We start from the raw sequence: 23,350 nt of genomic DNA, 5'->3' as shown, positions 1-23,350 counted from the left end.
TCATCCCATCAGTACTCTGAGGATAAGTCTCAAGCCCAGTCCTACCGAGACAAGAACAACGAGACCGCCCAGAAGGTTCGTGACAAGGCCATTTGCGTGCTCGCCGAGCAGCTGTTTCCGGTTCATCGCCATCAGCAGGAAGATGGCAATGATCGGCAGCAACAGGCCATTGGCGAGCTGGGCAAAGACAATGACATTGACCGGCTTGATGCCGAAAAAGCCGACGACGGCGCCGATGACAATGACGCTCAGGGCCACGAGCCGGAAACCGGTACCGGAAACGCCGCCCTTCCAGCCGAAGATTTCAGAGACGGCATAGCCCGTCGCCATGGGCGCTGTGATCGCCGATGTCAGCCCCGCTGCGAACAGGCCGGCGGCCATGAACACCTGCGCGAACGGGCCGAAGGCAGGCTCAAGCTGCTGGGCCATGTCGCCGGCGGTTTCCACCTCAAGCCCCGTCGCGAACAGGCCGGAAGCCGCGGTCGAGACGATGAGGATCGAGATCATCCCGCCAAAACCGATCGAGATACCGACATCGGCGCGCGCTGCGCCGAGGCCTGACGGGTCGGCCCAGCGCTCGCGCGAGGCGGCGGCATGGAGGAACAGGTTATAGGGCACAATGGTCGTGCCGATCAGGGCGACTGCCGTCAGCAGGCTGCCATCGGGCACTGACGGTTTCATCCCGTCGAGGATCGCGCCCACATCAGGCCGCACGATCGCTGCGGTCGCGATGAAACAGATCGCCATGAGCAGGACAAGGGCGATCAGCACACGCTCTATCCGCTTGTACTGGCCGCTGACAAGCAACACTGCGGCGACAAGGGCAATAGCCACGATGGTAATCTGGAACGGGATCTGCTTTTCATCGAGCGCCGCCTGCACCCCCAGCGCCGCGCCGGAGAGATTGCCTGCCTCATAGGCGGCATTGCCGACGAAGAGAGCAGACAGCACCAGCCCGGCCATGAGCCAGCGCAAGAAGACGTTGTCGGTCATCGACATCAGCGCCGTGCCGAGACCCTGGCGCGAAACGACGCCAAGGCGGGCGGCCATTTCCTGCAGGATGATTGTAGCGAAGGTCGCAAACACCAGCGCCCAGATCAGGGCATAACCGAAATTGGCGCCGGCCAGAGTGCAGGCCGTGACCGTGCCAGGCCCGATAAAGGCGGCAGCGACCAGCGCCCCCGGCCCGACCGGGGTGCGGCTCTTCCTGGCCGGTTGCTCCGCAGGCGGTGTTTCATCGATGATTTCGCTCATTCTCAGTCCCCCTTGATACCCCGTCTCGTCACCAGATAGGTGGCAAAGCTGGCGAGCCAGTGGCTGCCTTCATAGTGTTCTGCGCTGACGGACGCGATGCCTGCCTCGCGGTGAATCTCAGCCGCCGCGAGCAGCGCCGGAATGCGTACATCGCCCTCAGGCAGCGATGAAGCGATCCCCTCCAGCGCCCAGGCGCGGGACAGGTTCACGCCATCGAGATGGACCAGCTTGCCATCCGCCGGGTCGAGCACGATGCCGGGCGCCAGCCAGTCGCCCGACCCGTCGATGGGGATCTGCGGCAGGAAGGTACCGAGCCATCTTGCATAGGCCTCGCCCTCGATCACCCGGCGCATCAAATCGGCCTCCATCAGGCAGGGCGAGAGGAAATCCTCCCCCGACGGCTCAAAGGCGAGCGGGCAGTTCACATCCTTTTCGTGGAATTCCATCGCCTTACGGCGAACGAGCGAAGCGACATCGTCATTACCCGTCGCATCGGCCCAGTCGAGGTAAAGGCCAAAGGCGAAAGCTGACTGGTTGTGCGTGCCGAGCCGGATCGGATAGGCGAGCTTGGGCAGCCAGTCGGTAATGCGCGTAACCACCGCCTCTTCCAGCGGGGCAAGGGTTCCCGCCCATTCCTGCGCCTGCGGGTCATCCCATTCACGCAGTTCGGTCATCAACTGCAGGAACCAGGCAAGGCCATAGGGCCGCTCGAAACTGGCGCGGCCCTCGCCGGCAAAATAGGCAACTTCTCCGGCGATGTTCTCCGTCGTGAAGCTCTCGTCAAGGGCGGCGATGATCTCGTCGCGCAACTCTGTCTCTGGATAGGTGCGCAGAACACGCGTCAGCAGCCAGTGGCCGTGCACGGAAGAATGCCAGTCGAAGCAGCCGTAGAAAACCGGGTAAAGCTCGCGCGGCGTCTTCGCGTCCTCATCGGACTGGAAGACATGGGCGATCTTGTTGGGATATTCGCGATGCACGCAATCCAGCGCCAGCCGGGCAAAGCGTTCAGCCAATGGCTGGGAGAGCGGCTGATCGAGGGGTTGCCCGGGCATATCCTCAGCCATGACGGGTCCGGCCAGGGAAAGCCAGGCGGCAAACCCGCTTGCCAGAAGTGTTCTCAGCACGTCTCATCCCTCCATCTCCTGCCCGCAATCTATAAAGAGGGTAGGTATTTTCAGGCGCGAAGGCAATCGCCCCGGCGGAGAGGGGCCGGTCAGGCTTTCAACAGGAAGACACCGAACCAGTCGCGCTCGTCGGTCCAGACCTTCTCGACGGTCCAGCCCGCGCCCTCGGCCATGTCGCGCATCGTGTCAGGCGTATATTTGTGAGAGTTCTCGGTGTGGATGTGCTCGCCCTCGGCAAAGTCGATGTCCTGCCCGGCGACATGCACTGTCTGATCCTTGTCGGAAACCAGATGCATCTCGATGCGCGAGCGGTCCTCGTTCCAGACGGCTTCATGATGGAAGGCGGTCTCGTCGAAATCGGCACCCAGTTCGCGGTTGAAGCGGGTCAGCAGGTTCAGGTTGAACGCAGCCGTCACGCCGTCGCTGTCGTCATAAGCTCGGCGCAGGACGTCGCGGTCCTTCACGAGATCGGCGCAAACAAGAAAATACGCGCCGTCACCCAGCGTCGTGTGTACGCGGGTCAGAAACTCACCCGCTTTACCCGCCTCGAAATTGCCGATGGTCGAGCCGGGGAAGAAGCCGAGCCGCCGTTCCAGCCTGTTGAAGGCGTCGGGCAGGGTGACCGGCTGGGTGAAATCGGCGACGACCGGCGCGATGGCGAGGTCAGGATAGGCATCGCTGAGCTCGGCAACCGCCTCCTCCATGAACTCGCCGGCGATATCAAGTGGCACATAGAGCTGCGGCTTGACTGCATCGAGCAGGAGCCGTGTTTTCACACTGGCACCGGAGCCATATTCGGCGACACCGCCACCGATGCCGGTGATCTCTGCCAGCTCACCCATCATGGTGCGGAAGATCGCCGCCTCGGTACGGGTCGGATAATAATCCTCCGTCTGCGTGATATCCTCGAACAGCTGGGAGCCGGCCTGGTCGTACAGCCATTTGCTGGATATCCATTTGTGTTTCGCTGTCAGCCCGGCGAGCACATCCTGCGCGAAGGGGTCATCCGGCATGTCTTTCTTGCAAGCAGCCTGCATGGGAAGCGTCTTTCGTTTACTGATTAAAGATCGCGGGCGAGGCGCAGGCCGGAGAATTGCCAGCGCTTGTCCGGATGGAAGAAATTGCGATAGCTGCGGCGCACATGATCCTCGGAGGTCACGCAGGAGCCGCCGCGCAGCACCATCTGCCCGCTCATGAACTTGCCATTATATTCGCCGACCGCGCCGCCTGCAGGCTTGAACCCCGGATAGGGCGTGAACGGGCTGGCCGTCCATTCCCACACATCGCCATAAAGGCCGATCAGCCCCCCACCAGTCTGGGGCTTCGGGCGCAATCGTCCGGACCCGGCAAAATTACCCTCGACGGGCGCATCGGCGGCGGCCACTTCCCATTCCTGTTCGCTCGGCAGGCGCGCACCATCCCACTGGGCGGCGGCCCAGCTGGCAAAGGCGTCGGCTTCATAGAAACTGATCTGGCTGACCGGCGCATCCGGATCCACCGGCTGGAAACCGCGCAGGGTCATGGACGACCAGCCATCATCGGCTTCTTCCCAGTAAAGCGGCGCTGTCCAGCCGCGCTCGTTTACGATGGACCAGCCATCGGACAGCCACAGCATCGGATCGCAATAGCCGCCATCCTCGATAAAGGCGATCCATTCACCATTGGTGACCGCGCGCCCGGCGATCTGAAACGGGCGCACCAGCGCATCGTGCTGCGGCCCCTCGCTGTCGAAGGCAAAGCCGTCGCCATCATGACCAACCTTCACAATACCGCCTTCATAGGCATGCCAGGTCAGTTCCGGGTCACGCGGCTTGCCCACTTCCAGCGGCTGCGGATTGCGATATGCCGGGTGGATCGGGTTCTGGGCGAAAAGGTGCAGGATGTCGGTCAGGAACAGTTCCTGGTGCTGCTCCTCGTGGTTCAGGCCGAGATAATAGAGGTCGGCATAGTCGGCGGGATCGGCCCGGTCGATCAACTGCTCCATGGCATCGTCGACATGGCCGCGATAGGCCAGTACCTGGTCCAGCGTCGGGCGCGTGATCATCCCCCGGCGCGGACGGGCATGGCGCTTGCCGACTGCCTCGTAATAGGAATTGAACAGGAAATTGTAGCGCTCGTCGAAGACTTCGTAGCCTGGCAGCATGGGTTTCAGCAGGAATGTCTCGAAAAACCAGCTTGTATGGGCGAGGTGCCACTTGGCCGGGCTCGCATCCTCCATCGACTGCACCGTCGCATCCGCATCGGAGAGCGGATCGGCATAGGACCGGGTTACGGCCCTGACGGACAGGTAATTTTCCTTGAAACAGGACGTTTTCGGCGCTGTCAGGTAGTCAGCCACAATATCTCCCTGAAGGGAGCTATGACAAATCTATCCCCTCGATACAACCATCTATTGTGAAACAGTTTTGCGACCAGCCCGTTCCCAGGTGCCGACATACCAGTCGATGAATTGTGACAGGCCCTGCTCGAGGGTAACCTTTGGATCGTAGCCGAGCTCTTTCCGTGCACGGCTGATATCGGCCCAGGTGCGCTGCACGTCGCCCTTCTGCATTTCCTCGAAGACCTTCACCGCGGACGTACCGAGTTTTTCCTCGATCAGGGAGACCATGGTCATCAGCTCTTCCGGGCTGTCATTGCCGAGATTGTAGACCCGGTGCGGCAGGCCGTCTGTCGTCATGACCGGCGAGTTGTCGAGTGCCTTGATCACCCCGTCGACAATGTCATCGACATAGGTAAAGTCCCGGCCCATGTCGCCCTTGTTGAAGATGCGCAGTGGCTGGCCTGAAGTGATCTTTTCGGTGAATATCCAGTAGGCCATGTCCGGCCGGCCCCAGGGCCCGTAGACAGTGAAGAAGCGCAGGCCCGTCAGCGGCACGCGATAAAGATGGGCGTAGGAGTTGGAAAGCAGCTCGTTGGACTTTTTCGTCGCGCCATAGAATGACACCGGGTCGTCGGTCAGGTCATCCTCGCTGAACGGCGTCTTGGTGTTCCCGCCATAAACGGATGAAGACGACGCATAAACCATGTGGCGGATGTTGTTGCGGCGGGCCAGCTCCAGCATGTTGGCATGGCCCTGCAGGTTGGAGGACACATATACGTCCGGGTTCTCGATCGAATAGCGCACCCCGGCCTGGGCAGCGAGATGGACAATCCGGTCGATATGGGTCTTGGCGAACAGTGTCTTCAGCGCCTGACGGTCGGCGATATCGATCTTGTGGAAGGTGAATCCGTCCTGCCCCATCAACTGGGTCAGGCGTGCCTGCTTGAGCGAGACATCGTAATAGCCATTGAGATTGTCGATCCCGATGACCGCTTCACCACGCGCCAGCAATGCCTGCGCCACATGAGACCCGATGAAGCCCGCAGCGCCACTCAACAGAATTGCCATGCCCGTATCAGCCCTATTCTTTTCAATTCATGTATCCTAACCATGGCACACGATCAGGAACAAACATTTAACGACGCTCTCCCCGCCCCGCCAGCTCCCTGACACAGTCTTAAACTATTTCAACTATGCAAAAATCGCACACCTTGTTGAATAATCTACGTATTGGCGTGCTCGGCGGATCCTTCAACCCGCCTCATGCGGGGCACCGCCAGATATCCCTGCAGGGCATGCGGCTGATGCGGCTGGACTTCGTCATCTGGCTGGTCACCCCCGGCAATCCCCAGAAAAATTCACGGGATTATGCGGATTTGACGACCCGGATGGCAGCCGCGCAGGCCTGCGCCGCCCATCCGCGCATCCTGATCAGCGATTTCGAGAGCCGGAACGGGCTGACCTACACCGCCGAAACGCTGGATATGCTGACGAGCAAATACGCCTCGACCCGGTTCGTCTGGATGATGGGCGCCGACAATCTCAATTCCTTCCACACCTGGCGTGACTGGCAGCGGATCGCCGCGACCATGCCGATTGCCGTGTTCAATCGACCCGGCAACAGGATAGCACCGCTGACTTCGCCTGCCGGTCATGCGCTGGCGCGTTTCCGCGTGCCGGTAGCACGAGCAGCAACCCTGCCCGACTGCGAAGCCCCCGCCTGGACCTATTTTCCCGGCACGCTGAACCGGGAAAGCTCTACCCGCCTGCGCCAGACGCAGCCAGACTGGGCCCAAACCGCTGAAAAGGCTTGATTTTTCACCTGCCAATGATTGCCGTGACATTCAGGTTACAAATCACATTGTTGGCTACTGACGGGTTTTTATAAAGCCCGACTGGTGTTATATCGTTGGGGCGGACAAAATTTGCGTCCGCGTTTCAAATGGAGGATTGCGCTGATTTCTCAGTCCAGTCAGGCGGCCCGCCCAGCGGCTCCCGCCTCGCATAACCCGGATGCTGCCGATGCAGCGATGGATGCAAACGCCGGTGTAACCGGCAAGGCTCTTGTGGACCTGATCCTGTCCCAGCTTGAGGACGACAAGGCCGAAGACATCACCACGATCGAGCTTACAGGAAAATCCGACGTTGCCGATGCGATGATCATCGCGTCAGGCCGCTCGCAGCGCCATGTCGGCGCCCTCGCGGACCATATCGCCCGCGAGCTGAAGGATGCCGGCAAGGGCATGCCGTCGATCGAAGGCCTGCCGGCCTGTGACTGGGTCCTGATCGATGCGGGCGATGTGATCGTGCATCTGTTCCGTCCGGAAGTGCGTGCCTTTTACAATCTGGAGCGCATCTGGTCGCCGGAAGCCCATGCTGACGCCGGCGCCGCACGCCCCGTATCGGGCACTGTATCGGGCGCCCACTAAGGCGACCTGACGCCACAGGGAAGAGACCGGGATGCGGATTGCCATCGGGGCCATCGGCCAGTTGAAGCGCGGCCCCGAAGCCGACCTCATCTCGGATTATCTGACCCGCGCCAGCGGCCTTGGCCGCTCCTTTGGCCTCAAGGGGCCTGATATCCACGAACATGAAGCTGCCAAAGGCCTCGACGGCGCCCGCCGCATGGACGCCGAGGCCGAATTGTTGACCCGCAACATCGCACCCGGCGACCGGATCTTCGTGCTCGACGAGCGCGGCAAGGCACTGACCAGCCGCGAGATGGCGGGCGAGGTAGAACGAAATCTCAATGACGGTGCCCCGGCGATGTGGTGCCTGATCGGCGGGGCCGACGGCCATGGCGCGGCGGTGAAGCAGCTGGTCAGCGAGGGCAAGGCGAAACGCCTCTCCTTCGGTCCGGCGACCTGGCCGCACATGCTGGTCCGCGTGATGCTGGCCGAGCAGCTCTATCGCGCCGTGACGATCCTCGCCGGGCATCCCTATCACCGTGATTAAGAACCATTGACGATTTGCCATCATCGAGCGCTGGAGTGGCCACCAGAATCCGGTAATGAGTAATATGATGAAACCGCGTCTCCTCCTGTCATTGCTGGCAACCGCCGCCCTCGCCGCCCCCGTGGCGAGCCCGCTTGGCGCGCAGCAGGATGAGGACGAGCAGCAGCGCCGCCTCAATGAAATCGAAGAGCAGCTGCAATCGAACGAGCGCAATGCCGCAGAGATCCGCGAGCTGACACCGGCAAAGCGCGAAGAGCTGGAAGCTCTGCGCACCCGCCTGATCGAGACCGCTGACAGCCTGCAGAAAGCCGAAACCCGCACCACCGCCATCGAACAGCGGCTGGAAGAGCTGGAGACGGAAGAAAAACAGGTCGGTGAGGAGCTGGAGGAACAACAGCGCGCAACCAGCGAAATCCTCGCTGCGCTGCAATCCTTCGAGCTTGCCAAGCCACCCGCCCTTGCCGTTTCGCCGCAGGATGCGTCACAGGCAGCCCGCGCCGCCATGGCCCTGTCTGGCATCGTGCCAGACCTGCAGAGCAAGGTGGAAGACCTGCGCGCCAACATGGAGCTGATCCTGTCGCTGCAGCAGGAAATGGCGGCAGAAAAGGAAGCGCTGGAAGAATCCGAAGTCCAGCTCACCTCCCGCCGCAATGCGCTGGAAGACCTGCTCGACCGCAAGACGGCTGAATTCCGTGACGTCACCGACCGCATCACCGAGCTGGAGCGCGAAAACGACCGCCTCGCCCGGGAGGCAACCTCGATCCGCAATCTGCTCGACGATCTTGCCGAGGCAGCCCGCCGGCGCGAGGAGGAAGCGGCATTGGCCAATTTGCCGGAACCGGAAGTGCCGGACACCTCCACCTTTGCCAGCGTGCCGGGCCTCGATATCTATAACGACCTGCCAGCCGTCTTTGCCGATGCGCGCGGCAAACTGCCCTATCCGGTCTCCGGCCGGGTCGTCGCGCCTTATGCCTCCGAAATGCCCAATGGCGGTCGGCTGGAGGGCCTGCGGCTGGAAACCCGCGCTGGGGCTGTCGTGACCGCTCCCTTCAACGGGTCGGTCGTCTTTGCACAGGAAACATACGAGCTGGTCGGCAATGTCTTCATTCTGGATGTCGGCGGCGGCTACAAGATCGTGCTTGTGGGCATGGAGCGGTTCGAGGCCGGGGTCGGCCAGTTCGTGCGTGCCGGCGAGCCGCTGGGCTACATGCCTGCCGATGGCAACCGCGCTGTCCTGTACATGGAAATCCGCCGGAATGCCGAGCCGCAGAACCCGACGGCCTGGCTTCTCGATCGTGGTTAACCCTTAATTTAACGGAAATTTTAGCCTCTGGGACGGACAGTTGATCGATATGGCTCTTTGCAACACGCTGTCGCCGTGTAAAAGTCATGATCCCGAGGCAGGGTACAGGGCATCAAGCAGCCAACAGGATGACAATGAAAGCTACTGACAGAAGAACCCGCAGGAACAATGATCAGCGCGAGCAGAAAAAGGGCACCTCCCTTTCCGCACTCGCCGCAGCCGCCCTTGCCGGCAGCGCGATTACCACGGTGCTTCTGACGTCCGGTTTTGCCCGCTCGACGATTTCGCCTGACACCTTCCGCCAGCTCGACCTCTTCGGTGAGGTCTTTGAGCAGGTACACGGCAATTACGTGTCCGAGCCGGACAACAAGATCATGATCGAGGGTGCCATTGACGGCATGCTGCAGAACCTCGATCCGCATTCCAGCTATCTGTCGGCGGATGATTACGAGACGATGCAGGAACAGACCCGCGGGTCGTTCGCCGGTCTCGGCATCCAGGTGACCATGGACAATGATGGCCGCGGCAAGGGCCTTGTGCGCGTCGTCTCCCCGATCGATGACACCCCCGCTGCCCGCGCCGGTATCCAGACCAACGACCTGATCTACGAGATCGACGGCGAGGCCGTGTTCGGCATGACCCTGAACGAGGCGATCGACCTGATGAAGGGTCCGCGCGGCACCCCGGTCGACCTGAAGCTCCTGCGTGAAGAGGCTGACGAGCCGGTCGAAGTAACTATCGTGCGCGATATCGTCGAGGTCAGCCCCGTCTCCCACCGCATCGAGCGCGAGCAGTTCGGCTATCTGCGCCTGTCGAGCTTCACCGCCAAGACCGAAGAGAAGATGCTCGAAGCCATTGCCGAGATGGAAAAGGAAATCCCGGGCGGCATGAAGGGCCTGATCATCGATGTCCGCTCCAATCCGGGCGGGCTGCTCGACCAGGCCGTTGCCGTCTCCGATGCCTTCCTTGAGGGCGGCGAGATCGTCTCCACCCGCGGCCGCCGCGCGAAAGACACGATGCGCGAGCTGGGCACGCCAGGCGATGTGCTCGCCGGTCGCCCGATCATCGTCCTGATCAACAACGGCTCGGCCTCGGCCTCGGAAATCGTCGCTGGCGCCCTGCAGGATCGCAATCGCGCGCTTGTGCTCGGCACCAAGAGCTTCGGCAAGGGCTCTGTCCAGACGCTGCTGCCGCTGCAGAACGGCATGAACGGCGCCCTGCGTCTGACCACGGCGCGCTATTACACGCCGGCCGGCCGATCGATCCAGGCGCTCGGCATCGTGCCGGATATCGCCATGCCGATTACCCGTCCGGACCAGGAAGACTCCCCGCAGCGCCGTTTCGAGAGCGATCTCGATGGCGCGCTGGAAGCTGAAATCCGCGCCGGCCACGAAGACGATACGGACGAGGAGTTGTCCGTGCTCGTCGAGCCGATCGAATGCCCGGAAGGCGAGGACTGCCAGCTCAACAAGGCGCTGGACCTGCTCGACAACAATTCCCGCTTCTCCGAACTTCTGGCCGATGCCAGCCAGATCGACCGCTAGAAGCAATAATATTTCTCAAAAGAAAAGGCTCCCGGACCGGGAGCCTTTTTTGTTGTCGGGTTTCACTGGCGATCAGGCCTGTTCGTCAGCCGGGGCCATTTTCTTGCGGGCGATCTCTTCCAGCTTCACGTAATCGACCTTGCCGGTGCCAAGTACGGGGATGTCGTCGACCGGGATGATCTTTTTCGGCACCGCCAGTTCCGGCACGCCGTGGGACTGGGCCCATGACAGGAGCCGCGAACGGTCCGGGTCCTGACATTCCGTCAGCAGGATGATCTGTTCGCCCTTCTTGTCGTCAGGCAGCGCCACGGCGGCGTGGAGGAAATCCGGCCAGACGACGGAAGCGCAATTCTCGACAACGGCGAGCGACACCATCTCCCCGCCAAGCTTGGCAAAGCGCTTCACCCGGCCGCGGATCGACATGTAGCCACCGCCATCGATATGAACGATATCGCCGGTGTCGTGCCAGCCTTCGGCCAGAGTCTCGATCTCGCCCGGCTTGTCGTGCTTCAGGTAACCGAGCATGACGTTGGGCCCACGCACCAGGAGGCGGCCGCCCTCGCTCAAGCCCTCGACAGGTTCCAGCTTCGTCTCGATACCGGGCAGCAGCTTTCCGACCGTACCCGGACGGATATCGCCCGGCTGGTTGGCAGCGACGACGGGTGCCGCCTCGGTCATGCCATAGCCTTCGATGACGTTGAAGCCGAAGCGCGAGCGGGCAAGCGTGCGCGTCTCGTCGCGCACATGCTCAGCGCCACAAACGGCATAGCGCACGGTCGACAGTGCATCCTCCCGTGCAGAACGCAGGTAACGATGCAGGAAGGTGTCGGTCGCGAACACGATCGTCGACTTCGTCTTGCGGATCACCTCGGGTACCAGCTTCACATGCAGCGGCGATGGATAGGGAACGAGCTTCTTGCCATCCAATAGCGGAAACAGCGAGCCCGCCGTCAGCCCATAGCAATGGAAGATCGGCAGCGGGTTGAAGATGATGTCCCACTCCTCCAGCGAGACATGCTCCTTGATCTGCTCGACATTGGCGACAAGGTTCTGGTGGGACAGGACGACGCCCTTGGGGTTCCCCTCCGTACCCGATGTAAACAGGATGACGCCCGGCGCATCGGGGCTGTTCGGACGGCGCATGATGCCGGGAAAACGCGGACCGAGCACGGCCTGTGCCTTGTCCATCGGCGACAGCTGTTCGCGCATGTCTTCCAGGTACCAGATTGCAGCCCTGGTTTTCAGCTCATCGATCAGGCCGTGCAGCTCGGCGACCTCGATGAATTTGTGTGCGGTGATGACCTTGGATATCTCGCCGGTGCGCAGGGCGGAAAAGAGGTTGCGCGTGCCGGAGGTGAAATTCAGCATTGCCGGGACGCGGCCATGGACCTGCACGGCGAGGAAAGCGATGATGCCACCGGCGCTGGTCGGCATCATGACCCCGACAGTTTCGCCGCGCTTGGTGTTACGCCTGATCCAGCTGCCGAGCGCAAAGACACCGCGCAGGACATCATCATAGGTCAGTTCGCGGCCTTCCGGCTCGACGATGGCGACATGCTTGCCGCCATAGCGGGCCCTGGTGCGCAGCAGCTTGGCGATGACCGTTGCCCGCGATTGTGCGCGAATGCGGCGCTGGCTTTTCTGGGCCTCTGCGTGACGCCTTGTTTCAGCCGCTTCGAGTTCCTGTTTCTCGGCATCGAGTGCCGCGCCGGGCTTGACCGGTGCCGTGACATCCCCTGCAGGGGTGGTCTGGGCCTTCTTCGCTGGGAGTTGCGTATCCTGTGCCATGATCTGCTTTTCCGTTTTTTTGCCCGTTCACTGCCATTACCCCTTCGATGTAGTCATGCGGGAGGCCGCTGGCAAAACTTTGTAAACAGGTGGACACTAGGGTCCTGTATGCGGTTCACATGGCTTGTTATACGCCGCGAAACAGCCGAATGCACGCGGTAAACGCGCTTAAGTACTTGATTGGCAAGGCCGGTTTGACGAGATGAGTTATTCGGGAAGGCAGAAATCCACTGGTCTGAAATCGGGCGGTTTTGGCACGCTGACGCTGGCCTGGACAGGGCTGGCGCTGTTCCTCGTGGCCGGTGCCGCCGTGATCCAGTTCGCCGACTGGTCCGGCAAGGATGACGCCGTTATTATCGACCTCAGCGGCGAGCCGGAAAGCTTTGCCCGGCCGACCGGCGATGGGCCGGTTACACGGGCCAATGACGAAATGCGCCCCGCTATCACGGCCAACCTGGCCGATGACGAGGCGCAGAGCATGCCGACCGTGCGTGCAGCGCGACCGGGTGAATTCGCTGGCGCGCAGACCGCCGATGCGCCGACCGAAACACCGGCAAGTGAGCCGCAGACCGAAGACGAGGCCCTTGCCGGAAACAGCAATGCCTCCGTGATCCGGGTCGAGGACCTGCCCCGCGCAGGCGAAGCGCCGCGGGAGCCAGCGGCAAAGCCACTGCGTGTTGCCGGCACACCGCCGCCCGCCGCCGATGCCGCGCTCTATCGCCAGACCGGCAACGGCCCGATGCCGCAGATCGCGTCCGATGGCCGCCGCCCGGCGCGCTATTACACCCGCACTTTCGCGGCGACCGAAGGCGCGCCGCGGATCGGCCTGATCGTCTCCGGCCTCGGCCTGTCGCGACAGCTGACCGACCGGGCGATCGCGACACTGCCCGCAGAAGCGACGCTGGCCTTCGCCCCTTATGCCCGCAATCTCGACGCCATCAGCCGGACCGCCAATGAGGACGGGCACGAGCTGATGATCGAACTGCCCATGGAAGCATCCGGCATTTCCGCCGACCAGCTCGGCCCGGCGGGCCTGATGACGAATTACGAGACCGATGACAATCTGCGCCGGCTCGACTGGATGCTGACGCGCTTTACCGGCTATTTCGGCGTGACCAACTATCTCGGCACGGCGTTCTCCACTGATGTTTCCGCCATGAGCCCGGTTATCGACCAGCTGCGCGGCGCGGGGCTTGCCTATATCAGCGATACGCGGCTTGCGGATAATATTTCCCTGTCCGGCATACCCAATGCGCAGGCTGGGTTCGTTATTTCCGGCAGCGGCGAGACGCTGACGGCGGAGCTGACCCGGCTGGAGAACACCGCCCGCGACAATGGCCGGATGCTGGCAAAGATCTATGTGACCGAAGACAATCTCGACACGGTCGCGGCATGGGCCAGCGGCCTGAAGGACAAGGGCATCGCGCTCGCCCCCGCCTCGGCAATGCTGGACTGAGTTGCTGGACCTGCTCGACTGGGCCTGGTGGACTGGGCCTGCCCCTGAAGGAAGGGTATACGGATGATCGAACCGGACTATCTCGACGACTATCGCCCCAATGTCGGCGTCTGCCTGTTCAACAAATCCGGCGAGGTGTGGATCGGCGAGCGGTCCGGGTTTCCCGACAACATGAAGGGACAGGACTATCACCCGTGGCAGATGCCCCAGGGCGGTGTCGATGAGGGTGAGGCGATCATTCCCGCCGCCATGCGCGAGTTGAAGGAAGAGACGGGCGTGGAGACCGTGCGCCTGCTGGCGCTGACGCCCGGCTGGCTCGTTTATGACTTTCCGCAAGGCTACAAGACCCGCAAGGGGCGCAGCTGGCGGGGCCAGAAACAGAAATGGGTCGCCATGCTGTTCGAGGGCGAGGATGACGAGATCGATCTCTATGCAGACGACCATGCCGAGTTCCAGGACTGGCGATGGGTCGAGCTGGAAGAGGTGCCGGGGCTGATCGTGCCGTTCAAGCGCGGCGTCTATGAAGAGCTGGCCGAGGCGTTCACGCCCCTGCGCGATTTCCTGCGCGACATGTCAGACCGGCTTTAAGGGCCTGCCCTAAAGACACAGATCCCGGCGAATGCCCGCCCGGGCCGTGACGGAAATGACCGAACTGTCCGGATCGGACTCCGCCGTGCGCAGGATGACCGTCAGGCCCGACGGAAACGGCGCGCAGAAAGTGTCGGTCACGTCCCTGCCACCTTGCACCGAATCGACCAGCCGGAAATCGGGCTTGGACGTCTCGACCTCGCGGATGAGGGCAGCACGGATTTCTGTCGCGACACCGCGTGTCACCGACACCTCGCAGGTGTCGGGCGCAAGCTGGGTGACACGCACCGCCCCGGCAGGACCGGCGCGCCATGAATTGGACGCGCCCTCGACCGGATAGACTCCGGGCACATCGGCCCGCGTGGAAAGCGGTACGCCCTCGACCACGGAAGGCAGGCAGATATCGCCGAGCATGAACCGCGCCGTATCGCTGTAGGAATAAAGGCTCGTCACCGGCGCGGCGCCATTCGGGAGCGCGGAAGCGCAGGCAGAAAGCCCGGACACGAGCAGTAATAGAGAGATCAAACGCAACGCCATGGGCCTTCCCCTTTTTTGGTTTGTATCGACAGCCTAGCGCGAAATCAGCCGCGATGGAAATTATGCCTGCCGAAGCCATCATCCATATAGCCGCTCCAGTCAGCTCCTCCATAATGGCGGATCGGAATCGCAGCGATCAGCGCCGGTTCAATCATCGTCATGTTGACCGACAAACGTCCATACTCCTCCGGCTCATGATGCTCCCAATGGGTGCAGCACCCGCAGGTGCGGCAGAGGACAAAATCCATGATCCTGTCTCCGCGCTGATAGCGGAACACTTGAGCCTCGTCATAATTCACTTCGATGTTTTCGATCAGGTCGTTCGCCCATAGCGCCTGAATGCGCCCACAGTAAGAGCAGTTGCAATCGACCAGCCATTTCGGGGTCTTGTGCAGGATGAAAGTAACGGCACCGCAATCGCATTTTCCTGTCAGTGCCATCATCACCCTGCCTATTCGGTAATTGCGAAGGGGTCGTCGCCCCCCTCCGCGGAGTCGTATGATACCGGGCCTTCCACATAGGGCGTGTCCGGATCATCTACGAGATTGCCCGAGCGCAGGGTGAACTTCACGGCATAGGCCGGCGAATGATCGATGGCCGCGAGATAATCGGCGAGGCCTTCCCGCTCCAGCGGATCATAGACGTCAATGACACTCTCAGCCGCCTTGCGAAGGGCGGGCCGGTCGCCCCGCAGCGCGATGACGTCGCAACGCGCAATGCCCGATGCGATGGACACCAGCACCGGCGATGAGACGTTGCGGGCGCGATAGAGCCGGTCGTCAGGCGTGGAGCGATAGCGTTCGGCAACATCCGTCAGCTCCTCGTAATCGACATAGGCGAGCCGTTCACTGGGCAGCTGCCCGCGGGCGAGCGCCTCGAAGCATACCTCCTCGATGGCGGTCGCGAACATCTGCTCCGCCGCGATGACGTCCGGCGCCGGTTCATCGGCGGCGCGATAGCGCGGGGTGGAGGACGGCGTGGCGCAGGCAGCAACCACGGCAAGGACGGAAAAACCGCAAACGATCCGGCTGGTGATGGGCAAGCGCAAGTCTGTCTCCTCTGGATTGATTGCCAGCCTAGACGAAAAAACCCCGCGAAGAAATCTCCGCGGGGCTTTTGAATTCGGATTGGCTGAAGCTGTTAGTGCGCAGCAAGCGTGTCGACGGCGCGGCGTGCCGCGAGGGATGCTTCCGGCGTATCGGCCTTTTGCAGCTGGTCGTTGGCAGCGGCTTTCTGGGCGGAGAGCACCTCGCCCTTCAGTTCTTCGGCGGGGATTGCCAGCTCGGCCAGTACGGTCAGGCCGGCGGGCGTGACATCGGCAAAACCGCCCTGCACGAAGATACGCCGTTCCTCGCCACCATTCTTGATCACCAGCATGCCGGGCAGCAGCGTGGACATGAATGGCGCGTGGTTCGGCAGCACGCCGAACTCGCCTTCCGTGCCCGGAACGATGACCTGGTCGACTTCACCGGAATAGACTTCCTTCTCCGGCGAGACGAGGTTGAATGTCAGTTTATCGGCCATAGCCTTCAAGCCTTTTGCTTCTCAAGACCGTCTTCGAACATCCCGACGGCCTTCTCGAACTTGTCCCGGCAGCCCGGGTTACAGAAACCGACAACCTGCCCCTTGTAGAGCGTCAGCGCATCGGCGCTGACCGGCTTGCCGGACCACGGACAGACTTCATTCACGCAATCATTGAGGCGAAGTCTGTCCGCTGACATTTTGTAGGCAGCCCCTTATGCAGCAGCTGCGGCCATTTTCTGGGCCTTCTGCTTGGCTTCCTCGATCGTGCCGACCATGTAGAAGGCACCTTCCGGCAGGTGGTCGTATTCGCCGGCGACGAGGCCCTTGAAGCCCTTGATCGTCTCTTCCAGCGGCACCTGCACGCCCGGCGAGCCGGTGAAGACCTCGGCAACGTCGAAGGGCTGCGACAGGAAGCGCTCGACCTTCCGTGCACGGGCAACGGTGAGTTTGTCTTCTTCCGACAGCTCGTCCATGCCGAGGATGGCGATGATGTCCTGCAGCGCCTTGTAACGTTGCAGGATGCCCTGAACGTCACGGGCGACCTGATAGTGCTCTTCACCGATGATGCGCGGATCGAGGATACGCGAGGTGGAGTCGAGCGGGTCGACAGCCGGGTAGATACCCTTTTCGGCGATCGAGCGGTTCAGCGTCGTCGTCGCGTCGAGGTGGGCAAACGAGGTTGCCGGCGCCGGGTCGGTCAGGTCGTCGGCAGGCACGTAAACGGCCTGAACGGACGTGATCGAGCCCTTGGTTGTCGTCGTGATCCGCTCCTGCATCGCACCCATGTCGGTGGCAAGCGTCGGCTGGTAGCCAACGGCGGACGGGATACGGCCAAGCAGAGCGGAGATTTCCGAACCGGCCTGGGTAAAGCGGAAGATGTTGTCGACGAAGAACAGAACGTCCTGGCCCTGGTCACGGAAGTTTTCGGCAACCGTCAGACCGGTCAGGGCGATACGGGCACGCGCACCGGGAGGCTCGTTCATCTGGCCGTAAACGAGTGCGGCCTTGGAGCCCTCGGCGGAACCGTCATGTTCCTGCGGGTCGACGTTAACCTTGGATTCGATCATCTCCCAGTACAGGTCGTTGCCTTCGCGGGTGCGCTCGCCAACACCGGCGAACACGGAGTAACCACCGTGGGTTTTGGCGATGTTGTTGATCAGCTCCATGATCAGAACGGTCTTGCCGACGCCGGCGCCGCCGAACAGGCCGATCTTGCCGCCCTTAGCGTATGGGCAGAGCAGGTCGACAACCTTGATGCCGGTGACGAGCACTTCGGACTCGGTCGACTGTTCGACGAATTCCGGTGCCTGGGCGTGAATCGGGCGACGCGTGTCGGACTTGATCGGGCCGGCATTGTCGACCGGCTCGCCGATGACGTTCATGATACGGCCGAGCGTGCCTTCGCCGACCGGCACGGTGATCGCCTCGCCGGTGTCGGTGACGGGCTGACCGCGAACCAGACCTTCGGTGGAGTCCATGGCGATCGTGCGAACGGTGTTCTCACCCAGGTGCTGGGCGACTTCGAGAACCAGGCGGTTGCCGTTATTGTCGGTCTCGAGGGCGTTCAGGATCGCCGGCAGTTGGCCGTCGAACTCGACGTCGACAACAGCGCCGATAACCTGGCTGACGCGACCTTTTGTTCCAGTCATTGGTTTATCCTCTGTCTTACTCTTGTTGAAGGCAGGCAATGCGGCCCGCCTCTGTTCAAACTCGTTTTCCATCGCAACGCTCTCCCTCGCCGGTCAGAATTTCCTTATAAACCTACAGAGCCTCGGCACCGGAAATGATCTCGATCAGTTCCTTGGTGATCTGCGCTTGGCGGGCGCGGTTATATTGCAGGTTCAACTTGTCGATCATCTCGCCGGCATTGCGCGTGGCGTTGTCCATGGCGCTCATGCGCGCGCCCTGCTCGGAGGCGGCGTTTTCCAGCATGGCACGGAAGATCTGCACACCGACATAACGCGGCAGCAGGACTTTCAGGATCTCTTCCTCGTCCGGCTCGTATTCATACATCGCGCCTTTGAGGTCAGGCGTCTGCGTTGCTTCCGGTGCCTCGGCAGGGATGATCTGCTGGGCCGTCGGCACTTGGCTGATCACCGACTTGTAACGGCCATAGAAAAGATGGGCGACATCGAATTCACCGGCGTCGAACATCTCCAGCACTGTGTCGGCGATGCCCTTGGCATCGGCATAGGCGACGCGCTTGATATCCATCGTGTCGATATGCCTGACCAGCAGCCCGCCATACAGACGCTTGAGCTGGTCGCGGCCCTTCTTGCCGACAGTGACGATCTTGACCGTCTTGCCCTCGCCCTGCAGGCGGACGATCGCCTCGCGGGCCAGGCGCACGATGGACGAGTTGAAGCCGCCGCACAGGCCCTTGTCGGACGTTGCGACGATCAGCAGGTGGGTATCGTCAGAACCGGTACCGGCAAGCAGTTTCGGCGCACCCGGATTACCCGCAACGGAAGCGGACAGGTTGGCAACGACGCCTTCCATGCGCTCCGCATACGGACGGGCGGCGACGGCAGCCTCCTCGGCGCGACGCAGCTTCGCCGCGGCGACCATCTGCATCGCCTTGGTGATCTTCTGGGTCGATCTGACCGATCCGATCCGGTTTTTAAGGTCCTTCAGAGAGGGCATGCTCTAGTCCTTACGCGAAGTTCTTCGCGAATGTGTCGAGGATGTCGGTCAGTTTCTTTTCGTTCTCGTCCGACAGTTTCTTCTGGTCGCGGATGTCCGACAGCAGCGATGCATGATCGCCGTGGACGTGGCGCAGCAGCTCTTCCTCGAAGGCACCGACCTTGGCGACCGGGATCTTGTCGAGATAGCCGCGCGTACCGGCGAAAATGACGACGACCTGCTCTTCCATCAGCAGCGGCGAATATTGCGGCTGTTTCAGGAGTTCGGTCAGGCGGGCACCGCGGTTCAGCGTGGCCTGCGTTGCCGCATCGAGATCGGAACCGAACTGGGCGAAGGCCGCCAGTTCGCGGTACTGGGCGAGCTCGCCTTTGATTTTACCGGCAACCTGCTTCATCGCCTTCGTCTGCGCGGCGGAGCCAACCCGCGACACCGACAGGCCGACGTTCACGGCCGGGCGGATGCCCTGGAAGAACAGGTCGGTCTCGAGGAAGATCTGGCCGTCGGTGATCGAGATCACGTTGGTCGGGATATAGGCCGACACATCGTTGGCCTGGGTCTCGATGATCGGCAGTGCGGTCAGCGAGCCGGACCCGTGATTGTCGTTCAGCTTGGCGGCGCGCTCCAGCAGGCGGGAGTGCAGGTAGAAGACATCGCCCGGATAGGCTTCGCGGCCCGGCGGACGGCGCAGCAGCAGGGACATCTGGCGATAGGCAACGGCCTGCTTGGACAGGTCATCGTAAACGATCAGCGAGTGCATGCCGTTGTCGCGGAAGAACTCACCCATGGCGCAACCGGCGAACGGCGCGAGGAACTGCAGCGGGGCCGGTTCGGATGCGGTCGCGGCGACGACGATGGAATATTCCATGGCGCCGTTTTCTTCCAGCGTCTTGACGATCTGCGCGACGGTCGAGCGCTTCTGGCCGATGGCGACATAGATACAGAACAGCTTGCCGGAATCGTCGGCAGCGGCGGCGTTGGTGTCTTTCTGGTTCAGGATGGCGTCGATGCAGATCGCGGTCTTGCCGGTCTGGCGGTCGCCAATGACCAGCTCGCGCTGGCCGCGGCCGATCGGGATCATGGCGTCGATAGCCTTGATGCCGGTCTGGACCGGTTCGTGCACGGATTTACGCGGCAGGATGCCCGGCGCCTTGACGTCGACGAGGCGGCGTTCGGTTGCCTCGATCGGGCCCTTGCCGTCGATCGGGTTGCCGAGCGGGTCGACGACGCGGCCGAGAAGACCCTTGCCGACTGGCACGTCCACAATGGCTTTCGTGCGCTTGACGGTGTCGCCTTCCTTGATAGTGCGGTCGTCGCCGAAAATAACGACACCGACATTGTCGGCCTCGAGGTTCAGCGCCATGCCCTTGATGCCGCCATCGAATTCGACCATCTCGCCGGCTTGGACATTGTCGAGGCCGTAAACGCGGGCAATACCGTCACCGACGGACAGGACCTGGCCGATCTCGGACACTTCGGCTTCCTTGCCGAAATCCTTGATCTGCTGCTTCAGGATGTTTGAAATTTCTGATGCCTGGAGTTCCATTGCTTCTTATGCCTCTTTCATGGCCATTTTCAGACGGGTAAGTTTCGTGCGCAGGGAGCTGTCGACCATCTTGGAGCCGACCTTGACGATCAGGCCGCCGAGAAGTGTCTCATCCACGCGGGTTTGAAGGTTGACGGCCTTGCCGATGGAGGCCTCGATTTCAGCGCGAAGGCGCTTCTGCTGGTCATCGCTCAGCTTCACGGCGGAGACGGCCTCTGCCGAAACCTCGCCACGCGCTTCAGCAGCCAGCTGGCGGAAGGCGACGATGACGCCCGGCAGCGCGAACAGGCGGCCATTGCCAGCCATCAGTGCGGCAAGATTGCGGGTCAGCGGGTCGGCATTGGCCAGGATCGCGGTGATCGCGCTCTCTTTTTCGGCGCGCGAATAGACCGGAGACGCGATCAGGGATTTCAGCTCGTCGCTTTCCTCGATCGCCTTGCCGATCGCGGTCAGGTCGGATTCGAGCGCGTCCAGCTTTCCCTCTTCCTGTGCGAGGTCGAAGAAAGCGGACGCATAGCGTTGTGCGACTTCAGAACCTGCCATCGTCATTTTGCCAGCCATAAGCCTCAGTTATCTCTTTTCGTGGAGGGCCATGGGACCATCCGGGCAGGACCGCGAGAATGCGGGAACCTTGGGGTTTACTGACATTCCCGGCAGCGGCAAGCCAGCAACCGGGAACAAATTCACGCCCTGTTAGCGGAACATGCGCGCAAGGGCAACGGTGAATTACCGCTGTCGGGAGAACTCAGTGCCGCATATTTCGCCGGGAGCGGTCGCGACCTAGCACGGGGCTTGCTGCAGCGCAACATGTACGTCTTGCCGTACGCACCGGGATACCGCACATCCCGACCCTAGACAGCAATCCCGAGCATGGCGAAACACACCGGCATATGGGCGCCAACGGGTACTTTTTCCGCGTCCCAGAAATCCTCGAAGAACCCGGCAATGGCAAAGCCCGCGGCGATCTGCCCGCCGATCTGGTCATCGAGGGAGTGGCTGAATTCCAGCGCCTGCTTTTCGTCGATGACTTTACGCAGCCTTTCCGGCGACAGGCTGGTCGGCGCGGCATAGGGCAGCGAATAGGTGATGACCTGCGGTGCGCCCGCCTCGATCGCCTCGTGATCGAACAGGAAGAAGTCGGGATTCATGATCCCTGACAGAAGCCGCCCGCTGGGGACGAGCACGCGGCGGCATTCGCGCCAGACCGGCAGCACGTCCGGCACGAACACATTCGAGACCGGGTGGAAGATGAGATCGAAACTGCCGTCAGCAAAGCGTGACAGGTCGGCCATGTCGCCCTGCTCCAGCCGGATCGACAGGCCCTCGCGATCTGCGACATGTTTATCGAGTGCCAGCTGTTCCTCCGACTGGTCGAAGCTGGTGACCTCCGCCCCCGCCGCGGCGAGCACCGGTGCCTGCTGGCCACCGCCGGAGGCAAGGCAGAGCACGCGCTTGCCCGTAACGGCGCCTTCTCCGTACCACGCTTCAGGCACCGGCCAGGTCGGGGTGAGAATCAACGACCAGTCTCCGTCCCGCGCCCTGGCGATCGTTTCGGCATCGACCGGCTGGCTCCATTCGTTCTGGCCACCTGCGGCTTCACGGTCCCAGGCCGCGCGGTTATGGGCTTCGATGTCCATCATTTTCTCCTGTTCGCCGGGTCCTATCGCAGATAAACTGACCCGAAAACAAGGTGGAATGAGATGCTGCAAGACGGATGGACCAAGGCCGAGGCCGAAGCGATCCTCGCCGGTGACAACAGGACGGCGATGGTGCGAACCCTCATCGCCATCGCCATGGACCCGCCCGACCTCGACTGGGCGCAGGAGATCTGCATCCGCTTTGCCCGGCATGAAGACGATTATCTGCGCGGCAATGCCATTCTCGGTTTCGGCCATATCGCCAGGGTGTTGCGCGCACTCGACCGCAAGCGGGTCAGCCCGATCGTCCTCGCCGCCCTGTCCGACCCCTCGCCCTTCGTGCGTGGCCATGCGGAATCGGCCTGCGACGACCTCGCCCACTTCCTCGGCTGGCCCGCCCGCCAGGCGTCCTAGTTTGTGGGTGGCATGATCCGGACGGTCATCCTCTCCGCCCTCGGCCTGTCCGCCGCCGCGCTGGCGCTGGAGTGGCTGGAATACCAGTATGTGATCCGGACGCTGTCGACGGAATTCTACATCGTCATCCTGTGCATCGCGTTCACCGCGCTCGGCCTGTGGGCCGGGCACCGGTTGACGGCAAGGCGTCAGCCCGCCGGGTTCGAACTGAACGAGGCGGCGATGGCGAGCCTGTCGATCACCGGCAAGGAACATGAGGTGTTGCAGCATCTCGCCGCCGGACAGAGCAACAAGGAAATCGCGCGGACGATGGGCGTCTCCCCGTGACAGGGAGCGCGGCGGGGTGATCAGGTTCCTGCCGGCCTTCGGGCTCGGCCTCGCCATCGCGTTCGTTGCCAGCGTCATCTACATCATCGGCTGGGAGGCCTATCTGGCCGCGACCGGCAACGAGTTCATCGACAATTACATCGCCGCCAATATCGAGGCCAAGCGCGAGGCAGGCCTGTCGGGCGCGGAGATGGACGCCTTCATGGCCGAGATGGACAAGATGCGCATCGCCTATGGCAATCCGGTGTTCCGCGTGCCGATCACCTTCACCGAGATATTCCCCGTCGGCTTCCTGATCGCGCTGATATCCGCCGCGATCCTTCGCAACCCGAAGGTCCTGCCAGCGCGATAGGCTGGCACCGGACAAGTCAGTGCGGGGGTCAACTCCGCCCT

Annotated in this window: 26 protein-coding genes; 10 read left to right on the top strand and 16 right to left on the bottom strand. The window is 62.1% G+C overall.

Going from position 1 to position 23,350, the window contains the following annotated elements; genetic code table 11:
* From FF098_RS11135 to FF098_RS11115, 5 genes are all read right to left on the bottom strand, one after another.
* Complete coding sequence (locus FF098_RS11135) at positions 1–1,254, bottom strand: Nramp family divalent metal transporter (protein WP_155140484.1); 1,254 nt, start codon at positions 1,252–1,254, stop codon at positions 1–3.
* 2 nt (positions 1,255–1,256) lie between these two features.
* Positions 1,257–2,306 carry a DUF2891 domain-containing protein gene (locus tag FF098_RS11130; RefSeq protein ID WP_373291492.1) on the bottom strand — a complete coding sequence of 350 codons (1,050 nt, stop codon included), beginning with the start codon at positions 2,304–2,306 and terminating at the stop codon, positions 1,257–1,259.
* Positions 2,307–2,467: 161 nt separating this feature from the next.
* A complete protein-coding gene (gene egtD / locus FF098_RS11125; RefSeq protein ID WP_155140482.1) occupies positions 2,468–3,415 on the bottom strand; it encodes an L-histidine N(alpha)-methyltransferase in 948 nt (315 codons plus the stop codon).
* Positions 3,416–3,438: 23 nt separating this feature from the next.
* Positions 3,439–4,716, bottom strand: coding sequence for an ergothioneine biosynthesis protein EgtB (gene egtB / locus FF098_RS11120; protein ID WP_229714577.1), 1,278 nt, complete (start codon positions 4,714–4,716; stop codon positions 3,439–3,441).
* A gap of 51 nt (positions 4,717–4,767) precedes the next feature.
* On the bottom strand, positions 4,768–5,766 hold the full coding sequence (locus FF098_RS11115; protein WP_155140480.1) for a GDP-mannose 4,6-dehydratase: 999 nt from the start codon (positions 5,764–5,766) through the stop codon (positions 4,768–4,770).
* Positions 5,767–5,912: 146 nt separating this feature from the next.
* Between FF098_RS11115 and FF098_RS11110 the strand changes: the two genes are divergently transcribed.
* The 5 genes from FF098_RS11110 to FF098_RS11090 all read left to right on the top strand — a co-directional run bounded on the left by FF098_RS11110 (position 5,913) and on the right by FF098_RS11090 (position 10,500).
* Complete coding sequence (locus tag FF098_RS11110) at positions 5,913–6,512, top strand: nicotinate-nucleotide adenylyltransferase (RefSeq protein ID WP_205967474.1); 600 nt, start codon at positions 5,913–5,915, stop codon at positions 6,510–6,512.
* A gap of 216 nt (positions 6,513–6,728) precedes the next feature.
* Positions 6,729–7,127, top strand: a complete 399-nt coding sequence (gene rsfS / locus FF098_RS11105) for a ribosome silencing factor (RefSeq protein ID WP_155140477.1) — start codon at positions 6,729–6,731, stop codon at positions 7,125–7,127.
* Positions 7,128–7,158: 31 nt separating this feature from the next.
* Positions 7,159–7,653: a 23S rRNA (pseudouridine(1915)-N(3))-methyltransferase RlmH gene (gene rlmH / locus FF098_RS11100; protein WP_155140475.1), complete on the top strand. Its 495-nt coding sequence runs from the start codon at positions 7,159–7,161 to the stop codon at positions 7,651–7,653.
* A 64-nt stretch (positions 7,654–7,717) separates the two neighbouring features.
* Positions 7,718–8,956, top strand: a complete 1,239-nt coding sequence (locus FF098_RS11095) for a murein hydrolase activator EnvC family protein (protein WP_188544103.1) — start codon at positions 7,718–7,720, stop codon at positions 8,954–8,956.
* Between the two features lie 134 nt (positions 8,957–9,090).
* Entirely contained in the window at positions 9,091–10,500 is a 1,410-nt protein-coding gene (locus FF098_RS11090; RefSeq protein WP_155140471.1) for a S41 family peptidase, read from the top strand.
* Positions 10,501–10,572: 72 nt separating this feature from the next.
* On the opposite strand, the gene FF098_RS11085 is transcribed toward FF098_RS11090, so the two are convergent.
* The gene (locus FF098_RS11085) at positions 10,573–12,288 is read right to left on the bottom strand and encodes an AMP-binding protein (RefSeq protein WP_155140469.1); all 1,716 of its coding nucleotides are present in this window, start codon (positions 12,286–12,288) and stop codon (positions 10,573–10,575) included.
* Positions 12,289–12,490: 202 nt separating this feature from the next.
* Here FF098_RS11085 and FF098_RS11080 point away from each other — a divergent pair, with 202 nt between their 5' ends.
* Together FF098_RS11080 and FF098_RS11075 are read left to right on the top strand one after the other, a co-directional pair.
* Entirely contained in the window at positions 12,491–13,744 is a 1,254-nt protein-coding gene (locus FF098_RS11080; protein WP_155140468.1) for a divergent polysaccharide deacetylase family protein, read from the top strand.
* 63 nt (positions 13,745–13,807) lie between these two features.
* Positions 13,808–14,332: an RNA pyrophosphohydrolase gene (locus tag FF098_RS11075; RefSeq protein WP_155140466.1), complete on the top strand. Its 525-nt coding sequence runs from the start codon at positions 13,808–13,810 to the stop codon at positions 14,330–14,332.
* Between the two features lie 9 nt (positions 14,333–14,341).
* Here the strand turns inward: FF098_RS11075 and FF098_RS11070 are convergent, their stop codons facing one another.
* From FF098_RS11070 to FF098_RS11025, 10 genes are all read right to left on the bottom strand, one after another.
* Entirely contained in the window at positions 14,342–14,869 is a 528-nt protein-coding gene (locus FF098_RS11070; RefSeq protein ID WP_155140464.1) for a hypothetical protein, read from the bottom strand.
* A gap of 44 nt (positions 14,870–14,913) precedes the next feature.
* Positions 14,914–15,312, bottom strand: coding sequence for a GFA family protein (locus FF098_RS11065; protein ID WP_444541746.1), 399 nt, complete (start codon positions 15,310–15,312; stop codon positions 14,914–14,916).
* An 8-nt stretch (positions 15,313–15,320) separates the two neighbouring features.
* Positions 15,321–15,917 (bottom strand): hypothetical protein, encoded by a 597-nt coding sequence (locus tag FF098_RS11060; RefSeq protein WP_155140460.1) that lies wholly within the window; start codon positions 15,915–15,917, stop codon positions 15,321–15,323.
* 92 nt (positions 15,918–16,009) lie between these two features.
* A complete protein-coding gene (locus tag FF098_RS11055; RefSeq protein WP_155140458.1) occupies positions 16,010–16,393 on the bottom strand; it encodes a F0F1 ATP synthase subunit epsilon in 384 nt (127 codons plus the stop codon).
* 5 nt (positions 16,394–16,398) lie between these two features.
* On the bottom strand, positions 16,399–16,590 hold the full coding sequence (locus FF098_RS11050) for a glutathione S-transferase (protein WP_155140456.1): 192 nt from the start codon (positions 16,588–16,590) through the stop codon (positions 16,399–16,401).
* A 15-nt stretch (positions 16,591–16,605) separates the two neighbouring features.
* Positions 16,606–18,042: a F0F1 ATP synthase subunit beta gene (gene atpD, locus FF098_RS11045; RefSeq protein WP_166426489.1), complete on the bottom strand. Its 1,437-nt coding sequence runs from the start codon at positions 18,040–18,042 to the stop codon at positions 16,606–16,608.
* Positions 18,043–18,154: 112 nt separating this feature from the next.
* Positions 18,155–19,036 (bottom strand): F0F1 ATP synthase subunit gamma, encoded by an 882-nt coding sequence (locus FF098_RS11040; RefSeq protein WP_155140452.1) that lies wholly within the window; start codon positions 19,034–19,036, stop codon positions 18,155–18,157.
* 10 nt (positions 19,037–19,046) lie between these two features.
* Positions 19,047–20,579 carry a F0F1 ATP synthase subunit alpha gene (gene atpA / locus FF098_RS11035; RefSeq protein ID WP_155140450.1) on the bottom strand — a complete coding sequence of 511 codons (1,533 nt, stop codon included), beginning with the start codon at positions 20,577–20,579 and terminating at the stop codon, positions 19,047–19,049.
* A gap of 6 nt (positions 20,580–20,585) precedes the next feature.
* The gene (locus FF098_RS11030; RefSeq protein WP_155140449.1) at positions 20,586–21,140 is read right to left on the bottom strand and encodes a F0F1 ATP synthase subunit delta; all 555 of its coding nucleotides are present in this window, start codon (positions 21,138–21,140) and stop codon (positions 20,586–20,588) included.
* 290 nt (positions 21,141–21,430) lie between these two features.
* Positions 21,431–22,219 carry a class I SAM-dependent methyltransferase gene (locus FF098_RS11025; protein ID WP_155140447.1) on the bottom strand — a complete coding sequence of 263 codons (789 nt, stop codon included), beginning with the start codon at positions 22,217–22,219 and terminating at the stop codon, positions 21,431–21,433.
* A gap of 60 nt (positions 22,220–22,279) precedes the next feature.
* On the opposite strand from FF098_RS11025, the gene FF098_RS11020 reads away from it, so the two are divergent.
* From FF098_RS11020 to FF098_RS11010, 3 genes are read left to right on the top strand one after another with little or no spacing between them, the layout of a single operon-like run.
* The gene (locus FF098_RS11020) at positions 22,280–22,630 is read left to right on the top strand and encodes a hypothetical protein (protein WP_155140445.1); all 351 of its coding nucleotides are present in this window, start codon (positions 22,280–22,282) and stop codon (positions 22,628–22,630) included.
* 12 nt (positions 22,631–22,642) lie between these two features.
* On the top strand, positions 22,643–22,957 hold the full coding sequence (locus tag FF098_RS11015) for a LuxR C-terminal-related transcriptional regulator (RefSeq protein WP_229714587.1): 315 nt from the start codon (positions 22,643–22,645) through the stop codon (positions 22,955–22,957).
* Between the two features lie 16 nt (positions 22,958–22,973).
* Entirely contained in the window at positions 22,974–23,309 is a 336-nt protein-coding gene (locus FF098_RS11010) for a DUF4199 domain-containing protein (protein ID WP_166426488.1), read from the top strand.
* The last annotated feature ends 41 nt before the right edge of the window (positions 23,310–23,350 follow it).

The sequence above is a fragment of the Aquisalinus luteolus genome (assembly GCF_009712425.2).
Classification (GTDB): Bacteria; Pseudomonadota; Alphaproteobacteria; order Caulobacterales; family Parvularculaceae; genus Aquisalinus; species Aquisalinus luteolus.
Note: the sequence above shows the minus strand (reverse complement) of the source record. Positions and strands in the feature narration are given on the sequence as shown.

Coding starts and splice junctions, on each gene's coding strand:
- FF098_RS11135 (WP_155140484.1), bottom strand. CDS start 1,254: ATGAGCGAAATCATCGATGAAACACCGCCTGCGGAGCAACCGGCCAGG.
- FF098_RS11130 (WP_373291492.1), bottom strand. CDS start 2,306: ATGCCCGGGCAACCCCTCGATCAGCCGCTCTCCCAGCCATTGGCTGAA.
- egtD (WP_155140482.1), bottom strand. CDS start 3,415: ATGCAGGCTGCTTGCAAGAAAGACATGCCGGATGACCCCTTCGCGCAG.
- FF098_RS11115 (WP_155140480.1), bottom strand. CDS start 5,766: ATGGCAATTCTGTTGAGTGGCGCTGCGGGCTTCATCGGGTCTCATGTG.
- rsfS (WP_155140477.1), top strand. CDS start 6,729: ATGGATGCAAACGCCGGTGTAACCGGCAAGGCTCTTGTGGACCTGATC.
- rlmH (WP_155140475.1), top strand. CDS start 7,159: ATGCGGATTGCCATCGGGGCCATCGGCCAGTTGAAGCGCGGCCCCGAA.
- FF098_RS11095 (WP_188544103.1), top strand. CDS start 7,718: ATGATGAAACCGCGTCTCCTCCTGTCATTGCTGGCAACCGCCGCCCTC.
- FF098_RS11090 (WP_155140471.1), top strand. CDS start 9,091: ATGAAAGCTACTGACAGAAGAACCCGCAGGAACAATGATCAGCGCGAG.
- FF098_RS11085 (WP_155140469.1), bottom strand. CDS start 12,288: ATGGCACAGGATACGCAACTCCCAGCGAAGAAGGCCCAGACCACCCCT.
- FF098_RS11080 (WP_155140468.1), top strand. CDS start 12,491: ATGAGTTATTCGGGAAGGCAGAAATCCACTGGTCTGAAATCGGGCGGT.
- FF098_RS11075 (WP_155140466.1), top strand. CDS start 13,808: ATGATCGAACCGGACTATCTCGACGACTATCGCCCCAATGTCGGCGTC.
- FF098_RS11070 (WP_155140464.1), bottom strand. CDS start 14,869: ATGGCGTTGCGTTTGATCTCTCTATTACTGCTCGTGTCCGGGCTTTCT.
- FF098_RS11065 (WP_444541746.1), bottom strand. CDS start 15,312: ATGATGGCACTGACAGGAAAATGCGATTGCGGTGCCGTTACTTTCATC.
- FF098_RS11055 (WP_155140458.1), bottom strand. CDS start 16,393: ATGGCCGATAAACTGACATTCAACCTCGTCTCGCCGGAGAAGGAAGTC.
- FF098_RS11050 (WP_155140456.1), bottom strand. CDS start 16,590: ATGTCAGCGGACAGACTTCGCCTCAATGATTGCGTGAATGAAGTCTGT.
- atpD (WP_166426489.1), bottom strand. CDS start 18,042: ATGACTGGAACAAAAGGTCGCGTCAGCCAGGTTATCGGCGCTGTTGTC.
- FF098_RS11040 (WP_155140452.1), bottom strand. CDS start 19,036: ATGCCCTCTCTGAAGGACCTTAAAAACCGGATCGGATCGGTCAGATCG.
- atpA (WP_155140450.1), bottom strand. CDS start 20,579: ATGGAACTCCAGGCATCAGAAATTTCAAACATCCTGAAGCAGCAGATC.
- FF098_RS11030 (WP_155140449.1), bottom strand. CDS start 21,140: ATGGCTGGCAAAATGACGATGGCAGGTTCTGAAGTCGCACAACGCTAT.
- FF098_RS11025 (WP_155140447.1), bottom strand. CDS start 22,219: ATGATGGACATCGAAGCCCATAACCGCGCGGCCTGGGACCGTGAAGCC.
- FF098_RS11020 (WP_155140445.1), top strand. CDS start 22,280: ATGCTGCAAGACGGATGGACCAAGGCCGAGGCCGAAGCGATCCTCGCC.
- FF098_RS11015 (WP_229714587.1), top strand. CDS start 22,643: ATGATCCGGACGGTCATCCTCTCCGCCCTCGGCCTGTCCGCCGCCGCG.